The 12,026-nt window shown below is 61.0% G+C and carries 12 protein-coding genes and 1 pseudogene; 5 read left to right on the top strand and 8 right to left on the bottom strand.

Annotated features, from left to right (window positions below; genetic code table 11):
- Positions 1-13 precede the first annotated feature (13 nt).
- On the bottom strand, positions 14-466 hold the full coding sequence (locus ABJN75_RS15035) for an Lrp/AsnC family transcriptional regulator (protein ID WP_348440392.1): 453 nt from the start codon (positions 464-466) through the stop codon (positions 14-16).
- Positions 467-600: 134 nt separating this feature from the next.
- On the opposite strand from ABJN75_RS15035, the gene ABJN75_RS15030 reads away from it, so the two are divergent.
- From ABJN75_RS15030 to ABJN75_RS15020, 3 genes are all read left to right on the top strand, one after another.
- On the top strand, positions 601-1,569 hold the full coding sequence (locus ABJN75_RS15030; protein ID WP_348440391.1) for a threonine dehydratase: 969 nt from the start codon (positions 601-603) through the stop codon (positions 1,567-1,569).
- Entirely contained in the window at positions 1,566-3,944 is a 2,379-nt protein-coding gene (locus ABJN75_RS15025) for a transketolase (RefSeq protein WP_348440390.1), read from the top strand. Before ABJN75_RS15030 ends, ABJN75_RS15025 begins: the two co-directional genes overlap by 4 nt.
- A 259-nt stretch (positions 3,945-4,203) precedes the next feature.
- Entirely contained in the window at positions 4,204-4,671 is a 468-nt protein-coding gene (locus ABJN75_RS15020) for a hypothetical protein (RefSeq protein ID WP_348440389.1), read from the top strand.
- On the opposite strand, the gene gmk is transcribed toward ABJN75_RS15020, so the two are convergent.
- The 7 genes from gmk to fabD form a co-directional block, all read right to left on the bottom strand.
- The gene (gmk, locus tag ABJN75_RS15015) at positions 4,672-5,328 is read right to left on the bottom strand and encodes a guanylate kinase (protein ID WP_348440388.1); all 657 of its coding nucleotides are present in this window, start codon (positions 5,326-5,328) and stop codon (positions 4,672-4,674) included.
- Positions 5,329-5,330: 2 nt separating this feature from the next.
- Positions 5,331-6,218, bottom strand: coding sequence for a YicC/YloC family endoribonuclease (locus ABJN75_RS15010; protein ID WP_348440387.1), 888 nt, complete (start codon positions 6,216-6,218; stop codon positions 5,331-5,333).
- Between the two features lie 53 nt (positions 6,219-6,271).
- Positions 6,272-7,438, bottom strand: a complete 1,167-nt coding sequence (gene mltG / locus ABJN75_RS15005; protein WP_348440408.1) for an endolytic transglycosylase MltG — start codon at positions 7,436-7,438, stop codon at positions 6,272-6,274.
- A gap of 142 nt (positions 7,439-7,580) precedes the next feature.
- Complete coding sequence (gene fabF / locus ABJN75_RS15000) at positions 7,581-8,843, bottom strand: beta-ketoacyl-ACP synthase II (RefSeq protein ID WP_348440386.1); 1,263 nt, start codon at positions 8,841-8,843, stop codon at positions 7,581-7,583.
- 100 nt (positions 8,844-8,943) lie between these two features.
- On the bottom strand, positions 8,944-9,180 hold the full coding sequence (locus tag ABJN75_RS14995; protein ID WP_035526784.1) for an acyl carrier protein: 237 nt from the start codon (positions 9,178-9,180) through the stop codon (positions 8,944-8,946).
- Positions 9,181-9,468: 288 nt separating this feature from the next.
- Positions 9,469-10,206 carry a 3-oxoacyl-[acyl-carrier-protein] reductase gene (fabG, locus tag ABJN75_RS14990; RefSeq protein ID WP_348440385.1) on the bottom strand — a complete coding sequence of 246 codons (738 nt, stop codon included), beginning with the start codon at positions 10,204-10,206 and terminating at the stop codon, positions 9,469-9,471.
- A gap of 65 nt (positions 10,207-10,271) precedes the next feature.
- Positions 10,272-11,225, bottom strand: a complete 954-nt coding sequence (gene fabD / locus ABJN75_RS14985) for an ACP S-malonyltransferase (RefSeq protein ID WP_348440384.1) — start codon at positions 11,223-11,225, stop codon at positions 10,272-10,274.
- A 247-nt stretch (positions 11,226-11,472) separates the two neighbouring features.
- Between fabD and ABJN75_RS14980 the strand changes: the two genes are divergently transcribed.
- Together ABJN75_RS14980 and ABJN75_RS14975 are read left to right on the top strand one after the other, a co-directional pair.
- Positions 11,473-11,769: a hypothetical protein gene (locus ABJN75_RS14980; RefSeq protein WP_348440383.1), complete on the top strand. Its 297-nt coding sequence runs from the start codon at positions 11,473-11,475 to the stop codon at positions 11,767-11,769.
- Positions 11,770-11,859: 90 nt separating this feature from the next.
- Positions 11,860-12,026 (top strand): annotated as a pseudogene (locus ABJN75_RS14975) (sodium:calcium antiporter); the annotation flags it as partial.

Here is a 12,026-nt window from a genome sequence, read left to right as displayed (position 1 = left end):
AGGACGGATGATTTCACGGTATCCGCGCCGGCATCGCCTTGACCCGGCGCAAGGGAATGGAAGATTCAATTGCCGCCACGCCCTTGATACGGGTCAGACGCTGGGTCAGGAACCGCTCGAAATCAGCCAGATCACGGGTTGCCACACGCATCAGATAGTCACGGTTTCCCGTCATCAGCCAGCAATCGACCACCTCGGGGAAACGCTTGATCGCCTCCTCGAATTCCGCAAGCGCCTCATCGACCTGTTTGTCGAGGCGAACCGAAACGAAAACCGAGACTGGAAAGCCCAACGCGGTTTCGTCAAGACGCGCATTGTATCCGGTGATCACACCGCTGGTTTCAAGATGTCTGACCCTGCGAGCCGTCGGTGTTGGACTAAGGCCGATCGCCTCGCTGAGATCGTTGAGTGACATCCTGCCATCAGCGGCAAGCTTGCGTAGGATCGCGATGTCTTTGTCATGCATGCCGATATCCACCACTATTCTGCAAATTAATGAGATGTTTCACTCAAAATTCGGAAAACAGGAAGTGATATCGCATATGAACTCTCAAAAAGACATACTAGTCTGCGCACAACGCAACCAGGGACACGTAACTGATGTTTTCCATTGAAGAAATCGAACAGGCAGCTGCGCTGGTCCACCGCCATATGGCGCCGACGCCGCAATACAGCTGGCCGCTGATCAACCAGCATCTCGGCGTCGAGACATGGGTCAAGCATGAAAATCACACCCCGACGGGAGCATTCAAGGTGCGCGGCGGCATCACCTTCATCGACTGGCTGAAACGGACCCAGCCGCAGGCGAGCGGAATATGCACCGCCACCCGCGGCAATCACGGCCAAAGCCAGGCGCGGGCGGCGACGGCTGCCGGGCTGAAGGCAAAAATCTATGTTCCCGACGGCAATTCCATCGAGAAGAACGCAGCGATGAGCGCGTTCGGCGCCGAAGTCATCATCTTCGGCCGGGATTTCGACGAGGCACGACTGGAAGCCATCCGGGTTGCCGAGCTGGAAGGCCTGGCCGTCGTGCCTCCTTTCCACCGGGAACTGCTCCGCGGTGTCGCCACTTATGCCTATGAGCTGTTTTCATCGGCGCCCGAGCTGGACACCGTCTACGTCCCCATTGGCTGCGGATCGGGCATTTGTTCGGTCATCGCGGTGCGCGACGCGCTTGGCCTCAAGACCAAAGTTGTCGGCGTTGTTTCGACCGAAGCGCAGGCGGCGAAATTGTCGGTCGAAGCCGGTCGGCTGATCGAGACCGAGAGCGCCCGGACCTTCGCTGACGGCATGGCGGTGCGGGTGCCCGTGCGGGAGGCTTTCGAGATCTATTCGTCGGGTGCGGAACGGATCGTCTCGGTTAGCGATGACGAGGTGGCCGAAGCCATTCGCATCTATTTCCGGTGCAGCCACAACGTCGCCGAAGGCGCAGGCGCCGCGCCGCTGGCGGCACTGGCACGGGAGAAGGCCCTGATGAAAGGCAAGCGCGCCGGCGTCATCCTGTGTGGCGGCAACATCGATACCGGCAAATTCATCACAGTCATGCAGGGCGGGACTCCGGAACCATGAACGACAAACATCTCAAGACCATTGAACAGCGGTTGTTGTGGCTGTCGCACTGGATGATCCACAACGCCAATCACATTCGCCCCAAGGCTGACGGCATCAAGGTCGGCGGCCACCAGGCTTCCTCGGCCTCGATGGTGTCGATCATGACGGCGCTGTATTTTTCGGCGCTCAAGCCCGAGGACCGGGTGGCGGTCAAGCCGCACGCCTCGCCGATCTTTCACGCGATCCAGTACCTGATGGGCAACCAGACGCGCGAGAAAATGGAGAATTTCCGCGGGTTTGGCGGAGTGCAGTCCTATCCGTCGCGGACCAAGGATATCGATGATGTCGATTTTTCCACCGGCTCGGTCGGGCTGGGCGTGGCAATCACCTCGTTTGCCTCGATCGTGCAGGATTACATCGCCGCCAAGGAGTGGGGAAACGACCTTCCGCTGGGGCGCATGGTGGCACTGGTCGGTGATGCCGAGCTTGATGAGGGCAACATTTACGAGACGCTGCAGGAGGGCTGGAAGAACGATCTGCGCAACACCTGGTGGATCATCGACTACAACCGCCAGTCGCTCGACGGCATCGTGCATGAGGGACTGTTCCGCCGTGTCGAGAAGATCTTCGAGGCCTTCGGCTGGGATGTGGTGCGGGTCAAATATGGCCATCTGCAGCGCGCCGCGTTTACTGAAAACGGCGGAGACAAGCTCAAGCAGTGGATCGACAACTGCCCCAACCAGCTCTATGCGGCGCTCACATTCATGGGCGGTGCGGTGTGGCGCAAGCATCTGATGGACGATCTCGGCGACCAGGGCGATGTCACCGCGCTGATCGACGCGCGGTCTGACAGGGAACTGGCCGAGTTGATGGAAAACCTCGGCGGCAACTGTGTCACCACCATGGCCGAAGCCTTCGCCCGCATCGACCATGACCGGCCGGTCTGCTTTCTGGCCTACACCATCAAGGGCTGGGGCACGCCGATTGCAGGCCACAAGGACAATCATGGCGGGTTGATGAACAAGACCCAGATGGCTGACTGGCAACGGCACATGGGTGTCGAGACCGGCGAGGAATGGGAGAGGTTCGCCACCGTCGAGGATCCCGCGTCGCTGCAGGCATTTCTCGATCAAACAGCGTTTTTTGCCAGGGGCCGCCGGCGTTATTCCGACGACGTGATCGCCACGCCCGACATCGAGATTGTGTCAGACCGCGAAATTTCCACCCAGATGGCGTTCGGCAAGATCCTTGACAACCTCTCCAAGACCGACAGCGAACTGGCGGCACGGATCGTCACCACTTCGCCCGATGTCACCGGCACGACCAATCTGGGGCCGTGGGTGAACCGGCGCAAGCTGTTTGCCCGCGAGGCCCGCGCGGACACGTTCAAGACGCACAACATTCCCTCAACCGCGAAATGGGAGTTCGCGCCCGACGGCCAGCACATCGAACTTGGCATTGCCGAGATGAACCTGTTCCTGCTGCTGGGAGCCGCAGGCCTGTCGCACTCGCTGTTCGGCAAGCGACTGATCCCGATCGGTACGGTCTATGATCCCTTTGTCGCGCGCGGGCTCGATGCGCTCAATTACGCCTGCTACCAGGATTCGCGCTTCATGATTGTCGGCACTCCGTCGGGGGTGACGCTGGCGCCGGAGGGAGGCGCGCACCAGTCGATCGGCTCGCCGCTGATCGGCATGAGCCAGGACGGGCTGGCGGCGTTCGAACCGGCTTTCGCCGACGAACTGGCGGTGATCATGAAATGGGCGTTCGATTACATGCAGAAGGATGGCGAGGGCGATCCGGATGAACGCACGTGGTTGCGCGACGAGACCGGCGGGTCGGTCTATCTCAGACTGACCACCAATCCGATCGAACAGCCGGGCACACGGGCCAATGAGGATTTCCGCCAGGGCGCCACCGACGGCGCCTACTGGTTGCGCAAGCCCGGGCCCAACTGCGAGGTCGTCATCGCCTATCAGGGCGCGGTGGCTCCCGAAGCGATCAAGGCGGCGGGTCACATTGCCGAAACCCGACGCGATGTCGGCGTGCTGGCGGTGACCTCCGCCGACCGGCTCAATGCCGGCTGGACGGCGGCGCAGCGCGCCCGTTCACGCGGAAACGCCAGGGCTCGAAGCCATATCGAGACCCTCACCGCCGCCCTGCCCCGGCATTGCAAGATTGTCACCGTGATCGACGGTCATCCGGCCACACTCGGCTGGCTCGGTTCGGTGCAGGGCCACCAGAGCATTCCGCTCGGGGTAGAGCATTTCGGCCAGACCGGCACCATCGGTGATCTCTACAGTCATTTCGGGATCAACGCCCAATCCATCGTTCAGGCGGCGATCGGACTGACGGATGGAAACCGCGGAATGCAACGGCTGATCACTGGTTAGCGTAAACGGCTGCCTCTAGCCGTACACAGCACCACCGACTGCTTCGACAACAACGTTCGGTCACCCGGTCAGGGCTCTGGCGCAAATGTTCTCTCACGTCCTGCCGCAGTAACGCCAAGGCAGTTTTCCGTATTTTCGCGACATGAATTAGGCAAATGTACCTACAAATTAGGTACACCTGCCAATTTTTGCAGGTTTGGCAGCGTGATAATCCAGAGAAACAGTTGGATAACCACTACCCAAATCCCCGGAGGCAGGAATGAAAAAACTTCATAGCGGTATGACGATCAGCAGGGCAACCTTAGCTCTGTCGATCACCGGTGGGGTGCTGGCAAGCGTGCTCGCACTACAAGGTTGCACTTCGGTGGAAGGTACGGCGGAGACCGTGGAGTTTATTGACAGAGCCGTCACAGAGTCCGATCTCCGCAAGAAACGCGCCAGGGAAGCAGCCAAGAAGCAGGAAGAAATCCGGCTCGCCAACAAGAAAGCGCGCCGCGAGCGGAACGAGAAAATCGGCTGGATGGCGCTGGCGGAGCTTGAGAAGTACCGCTCGACCCATTGTTACAGCGGCGAAACCGGCAAAGTCTTCAGTCTATTTGCTGCCAAACCCACCGCACAGGCGGCCGTACCGTCAACATCATCCCGTCCAATTCCAAGCCGGGAAACCATGCACGGCCATGGAGAGGGCGGTGGTGGCGAAGGCAGCGGCGGTGATCGGGGCTGCTGATCAGCCGTTTAGAAGGTCCTGGACAAAGTCGAACAGTCCGGGACGGCGGTCACGGCGCAGGCGTTCGGCCTGCACGATGGCGCGTACGGCGGAATATGCCCTGTCGAGATCGTCATTGACGACGACGTAATCATATTCACGCCAGTGTTCGATTTCGGAGCGGGCGTTGGCGAGCCGCTGCTCGATGACTTCATCAGCGTCTTCGGCGCGGCGATGCAACCGGGCGCGAAGCTCTTCCATCGACGGCGGCAGGATGAATATCGACACCACATCGGCGCTCATCTTCTCCTGCAATTGCTGGGCTCCCTGCCAATCTATATCGAACAGCATGTCGCAGCCTTCGGCCATCGCCACCTCGGCGGCTTCCCGCGGTGTGCCATAGAAATTGCCATGCACTTCGGCCCACTCCAGCAGAGCTTCGGAATCGCGCATGCGCTCGAAATCGCGCTGGGACTTGAAATGGTAATGCACCCCCTCGATTTCACTGCCCCGGCGCGGCCGGGTGGTGACACTGACCGAGAGGCTGAGCCCATCGTCATTTTCAAGCAGGTTGCGGGCGATGGTGGATTTGCCGGCGCCGGAAGGCGAGGAAATCACCAGCATGAGGCCGCGCCGCTTGATGCGGGCGGAAGGAAGGTAGGCGGGCGGTTGGCTCATCGCTACTCCAGATTCTGTACCTGCTCGCGAAACTGGTCTATCAGGACCTTCAAATCAAGCCCGATCGCGGTGACCGGCGCTGCATTCGACTTTGAGCATATCGTATTGGTTTCGCGGTTGAATTCCTGGGCGAGGAAATCCAGCCGGCGGCCGGCGCCGCCTTCGCCCGAAATCAGCGCACGCGCAGCATCGACATGGGCCTTGAGCCGGTCGATCTCCTCGCGAAGATCGGCCTTGGTGGCCAGAAGGGCCGCTTCCATATGGAGCCGGTCGCGATCAAGCCCTGCGCCCGTGTCCATCAGGCTTCTCACCTGTTCGGCGAGCCGGGCGCGGATTGCCTCCGGCGATCGCGACGGATCGGCTTCGACCGCCAGCGTCAACGCCTCGATGCTGTCGACCTGCCCGCCCAGAATCTTGCCAAGCGCCGCGCCTTCCGATAACCGCATCGCCTTGAGATCCTCAAGCGCCGCCATGAAGCCGCTCAGCACAGCTGCATCACGTGCCGTGCGGGACGCCTCGGAGAGTTCGGGATCACGGAATTCCAGCACGCCCTTGATGTTGAGAATGCCGTCGAGTGCGGGCTTGCGCGCGTCGATGCGGTCTTCCAGCTTGTTGACGAGGTCGATCACGGCTTCCAGCGCCGCTTCATTGACCACGGCCTCTACTGCGGCACCGGTGGCGCTGACCGAGAGCGTGACCTGAAGATTGCCCCGGGAAAAAGCCTTTGCGGCAGCCTTGCGGACCGGCGCTTCCAGCGACTCAAAGCCCTGTGGCAGCCTAAGCCGCACATCAAGCCCCTTGCCGTTGACAGAGCGCAGCTCCCAGACAAAACGGAACCCTTCAGCTTCGCCCTCGCGGCGCGCGAACCCCGTCATCGACTGAACAGCCATGCCCCATCCCCTGTTGTCATCAACCCGGGTACCGCCTGATCAGGCGAGCCGGATCAATTGCCTTCCGGCTCGTCTTCTTCCGCTGCGGCAGCTGCTTCGGCCGCCTGCTTCTGCTCGGCCTCCAGCCTGCGCCAGCGGGCAACGTTGGAATTGTGCTCGTCCAGCGTCTCGGCAAATGCGTGACCACCGGTACCATCGGCAACGAAGTAGAGATCCTTGGTCCGTGACGGATTGGCCACGGCTTCCATCGCTTCGCGTCCAGGATTGGCAATCGGTGTCGGCGGCAGACCGTTGATCACATAGGTGTTGTAAGGCGTCGGTTTCTCGACGTCGGACTTGTAGATCGGCCGGTCAGACGGCTTTCCCGCGCCGCCGAACAGGCCATAGATGATTGTCGGGTCCGACTGCAGGCGCATGCCTCTGTTGAGCCGGTTGATGAACACTCCGGCAACGCGCGGTCGTTCGTCGGCCCTGGCGGTTTCCTTCTCGACGATGGAAGCCAGGATGACCAGTTCTTCAGGGCTTGCCAGAGGCAGATCCGGAGCGCGCCGCGCCCAGACCTGTTCAAGCGCCCGTGTCTGGCCATTGAGCATCTGCGCGATAATCTCCGCCCGTGTCGTGCCGCGCGAGAATTTGTAGGTTTCGGGCAGCAACGCGCCCTCAGCCGGCATTTCTTCAGGCAGATCGCCGACAAGCATCTCCGCCGTTCTCAACCGGTCAAACACCTGTTGGACAGTCTGGCCTTCCGGCACGGTGAAGGAATGCAGGATGGATTTGCCCGACTGCATCAACTCGACGATATCGCGCATGGAAGCATGCGCCTTGATTTCGTACTCACCGGCTTTCAGCGTGTCATCGCCAAGAATGCCCTGGGCGCCGAGCGAGAAAATCCGCTGGTTGGCAACGATGCCCTGACGCTCCAGCCCGGCGGCAATCTGTTTGAGAGCAGCGCCATCGCGCACCATGAAATCGGTGGTCTGATCGAGCGGGCCAGGTCCTTCGAACTCGGTCTTGCCATACCAGAAAATGCCTATTCCGACGATGGCGATGAAGATGATCAGGGAGAGGACAAAGTTAAGGAATACCACCACCTGGTTGCGGGCGCGGCGCGACCGTCTGGGCGGCTGCGGCGCCCTCTCCGGCTTCAGCGCCTGGGACGGCGACACGGGTACAATCGGGCCTGATGGCGCAGCCTTGTTGTCGCCAGCGCGGCCAAAGATTCCCTTTTTCTGGTTATCGCGGTCGTTCACGAGGTCAATCTCCGCTGGAATTGAAGCAGGGCAAAACCCTGTGCAGTGTCTTTACCGCTCAATGTGGCGAAATGCCGGTTCGAGGACAAGCGCGCGCCACCGCGCGCTGTCTTCAACCCTGAAAACGTTTCAGAACGAGCGAGGCATTGGTACCGCCAAAACCGAAGGAATTGGACAGGGCCACATCGATCCGGCGCTTGCGAGCCACCTTGGGAACCAGATCAATCCTGGATTCGACTTCCGGGTTGTCCAGATTGAGGGTCGGAGGCGCGATATTGTCGCGAATGGCAAGGGCCGAGAAGACCGCCTCCATCGCGCCGGCGGCACCCAGCAGATGGCCGATGGCCGATTTGGTCGAGGACATTGAAATCCCCGGCGCGGCATCGCCCACCAGCCGTTCCACGGCTCCAAGTTCGATCGTATCGGCCATTGTCGACGTGCCGTGGGCATTGATGTAGTCAACATCGGCAGGTGCAAGGCCGGCACGCATGAGCGCCATCTGCATGCACCGGTAGGCGCCGTCGCCGTCCTCGGCGGGTGCGGTGATGTGATAGGCATCGCCGGACAGGCCGTAGCCAACCACTTCGGCGATGATGTTGGCGCCGCGCGCCAGGGCATGGTCGAGTTCCTCGAGAACCATGGTGGCTGCCCCCTCGCCCATGACGAAACCGTCGCGGTCGCGGTCATAGGGGCGCGAGGCTTTTTCAGGCGTATCATTGTACGAGGTCGACAGCGCCTTGCAGGCGGCAAATCCCGCCAGTCCGATCCGGCAAATCGCCGCTTCAGCACCGCCGGCGACCATGACATCGGCATCCCCGAGCGCGATCAACCGTGCCGCATCGCCGATGGCGTGCGCGCCGGTGGAACATGCCGTCACCACCGCGTGGTTGGGGCCGCGAAGCCCGTGGCGGATGGAGACCTGGCCCGAGACCAGATTGATCAGCCGTCCGGGAATAAAGAATGGCGAGACCCTACGAGGGCCCTTGTCGCGCAACGTGTAGCCCGCCTCGACGATGCCTTCCAGGCCGCCGATGCCGGACCCGATCATCACGCCGGTGGCGATCTGGTCGTCGCGGCTCTCGGGGTGCCAGCCGGCATCCTTGAGCGCCATGTCGGCGGCGGCAACGCCAAACAGGATGAATTTGTCGATCTTGCGCTGTTCCTTGGGCTCCATCCAGTCATCCGGAATGAAGGCTCCCTCGACCGACGGATCGGTCGGCACGGAACAGGCGATCTGTGCGGCGATGTCGCTGACATCGAAGGCAGTGACGCGCGAAGCGCCATTCTGGCTGTCGATCAGACGAGACCATGTGATCTCGGTGCCGCAGCCAAGTGGAGAAACCACACCCGTTCCGGTGATGACGACTCTTCTCATCGTCTCAATTCCCAGTCATGCCAGAAAAGCAACAAACCGGCGCAGATATTGCGCCGGTCCTGAAGGCGGGCCGTTCATCCGCCCGCAAAATCATGTCCATTCAGGCCTGGGCCTTGGAGATGAACTTGACTGCATCACCGACGGTCAGAATGGTGTCGGCTGCATCATCGGGAATTTCCACACCGAATTCTTCTTCGAATGCCATCACCAGTTCGACCGTATCGAGCGAGTCCGCACCGAGATCGTCAATGAAGCTTGCGCCTTCGTTCACTTTTTCAGCGTCAACGCCCAGATGTTCGATGACGATTTTTTTTACGCGGTCTGCGATGTCGCTCATGTCGGTTTCCTCGACCTGTTTCACATTGTTGTTGCGCCTCGTTACCTGCGCAAGCATGGGTAATCAAGCTCGTTAGGCGTTTTTATGCTCCGAGCCCGGTCCCGTCAAAGCCGAAGCTGTGGATTTCGGCATATTTCGGACCCTGAAGCCGGTGCGTTTACGCTCTCGGCGGGGGCGAAGTACCATGGTTTGGCGACAGGGCAAAGCAGGAAAATGCGTAAAGCCCCGTGATTCCCGCCTGCCTGCCGCTTCCCGCCTGATCCGGCCCAACACCGGATCATACAATGATCAGACCATCAGCATGCCGCCATTCACATGGATGGTCTGGCCGGTGACGTAAGAGGCTTCATTGGAGGCCAGCCAGGTGACGGCGGAGGCAACCTCTTCGCCCGACCCCATGCGACGCATCGGAATCGCTCCCATGATCGCGTCTTTCTGCTTGTCATTGAGCTTGTCGGTCATGGCGCTCTCGATAAAACCGGGAGCGACGCAATTGACGGTGACATTGCGCGGGGCGATTTCCTGGGCCAGACTCTTGGAAAAGCCGATCATGCCCGCCTTGGCCGCACAGTAGTTCGCCTGTCCCGGGTTGCCGGCGACGCCAACCACGGAGGTGATGTTGATGACGCGGCCATGGCGGCGCTTCATCATCGGATGGGCAAGTTCCCGGGTCAGGCGGAACACTGCCGTCAGATCAACCTCGATAACCTGATCCCAGGCGTCGTCGCTCATCCGCACGAACAGCCCGTCCTTGGTAATGCCGGCGTTGTTGACCAGAATGTCGACGCCTTCAAGCTGCTCCTCGGCCTTCTTGCCAAGGGCGGAGACAGCGTCGCGGTCGGACAGATCGGCGGGAAACATCATGACGCGTTCGCCAAGATCGGCGGCCAGCGCCTCAAGCCGCTCGACCCGGGTTCCGTGAAGGCCGACAGTCGCACCGCGGCCATGTAGCTGACGGGCGATCGCTTCGCCGATTCCGCCGGAAGCACCGGTCACCAGGGCCTTGCGGCCGGTCAGATCGAACATTGGAAGTCCTTTCGGGATTATTCTTCAGTTTGTGCCTGAATGCAGGCAGTCAGATTTTTCCGCAATCAGCTTGTCTGACTCTCGATTGCGGCCAGAAACGGATCGATGTCATCGGGCCCGGCAACATTCAGCCCGGTGATCGAGCGATCAATGCGGCGGGCGAGCCCGGTCAAGACCTTGCCTGCGCCGATTTCGGCCAGAGTATCGACGCCGTTTGCCGCAAACCAGGCGACCGTTTCGCGCCAGCGAACCTGGCCGGTGACCTGCTCGACAAGCAAACTGGCGATCTCGTCGGGATCGGAGACCGGTGCCGCGCGCACATTGGAAACGACAGGTACCACGGGAGCCGATTTCGTCACACTGGCCAGCGCCTCGCGCATGGCGTCGGCGGCAGGCTGCATCAGGCTGGAATGGAACGGGGCGGAGACCGGCAGCATCAGCGCGCGCTTGGCGCCTTTTTCCGTGGCGCTCGCCGCGGCTGCCTCAACGGCGGGTTTCAGTCCGGAAATCACCAGTTGTCCGCCGCCATTGTCATTGGCGATCTGAACCGCGCCAAACGTCCGCGCCTGGGCGCAAGCGGCTTCGACATCGGCATTTTCCAATCCGATGATGGCCGCCATGGCGCCCTCGCCAGCGGGAACCGCGGCCTGCATGGCGTTGCCGCGAATGCGCAACAGCCGCGCCGTATCGGCCACCGAGAACATGCCTGCGGCGCACAAGGCGGAATATTCGCCGAGCGAATGGCCGGCGACATAGCTTGCGGTGGTTTCGAGTTTCAATCCGCGCGCCTGGAGCACCCGGATCAGGGCCATGGAGACCGCCATCAGCGCCGGTTGGGCGTTGGCGGTGAGCGTCAGGGATTCCTCGGGGCCTTCAAAGATCACCGTCGAAAGCTTCTCGCCGAGCGCTTCATCGACCTCGTCGAAGACGGAACGCGCCTCCGGGAAGGCCTCCGCCAGGGCCTTGCCCATGCCGACAGCCTGGCTGCCCTGCCCCGGAAAAGTGAATGCTATGGCCATCTCGCGGTTCCGTTCCTTGCTTGTCCCGTTGCGCTTCAATTCACATTCGGGACGCCGGTGTCAAGCTTCTGCCCCATAACCGGACCTTGCCGTGGCGTGCCCGCAGATCAATTCTGCCACCCGCAAGCCAATCATTCGCAAGATTATTTTTCGTGAGGCAACTTGCGCCTCTTGAATTTTCCGCCAGCCACCGTCACATCATTGCCGTTGCGCTCAAATCCAGCAGCGCCTTTTTCGGACAAAAACGATGCCGCAAACTGCGTCACACCCTGCTTCGGCCATTTCCACCGGAAACTCCGTTCCGGCTTATCCCAAAACCAGATTTGCCGCCTTCCTGACCGCCATCGGCGCCATCGTGCTGATTGGCTCTGAAATCTGGCTCGCCGCAATCTCTGCTTTCTGGGCCATTGACGGCTTCTTCGACCTTGCCACGATCGGCGATCTGGTTCTGATCGCAGTCGTTACGCCGCCAGCGCTGTGGGCGACATGGATGACGGCAAAGCTTGCTGTTTCGGCGGAAATGAATCCCGAAAACGCCGACTGACAGCGCTTTGCAACTGATCCCACGACGCACGCCGCCCACCCGTCGCGACGATCCTGTCGCGTGCGGTTGCGCGTCCCATGGACACCGATCATGCTTTTGAACGTGTTGACGCTTCTGGCCGGACTTGCCTTGCTTACATTCGGCGCAGACTTTCTGGTGCGCGGCGCGATTTCGCTGGCCAACAGGCTTGGCATGCCGCCGTTGCTGATCGGACTGACCGTTGTCGGTTTCGGCACCTCGATGCCGGAATTGCTGGT

The organism is Hoeflea sp., from assembly GCF_039975035.1.
GTDB lineage: Bacteria > Pseudomonadota > Alphaproteobacteria > Rhizobiales > Rhizobiaceae > Hoeflea.
The sequence above is the reverse complement of the archived record's forward strand: the minus strand, read 5'-3'. Positions and strand labels throughout refer to the sequence as shown.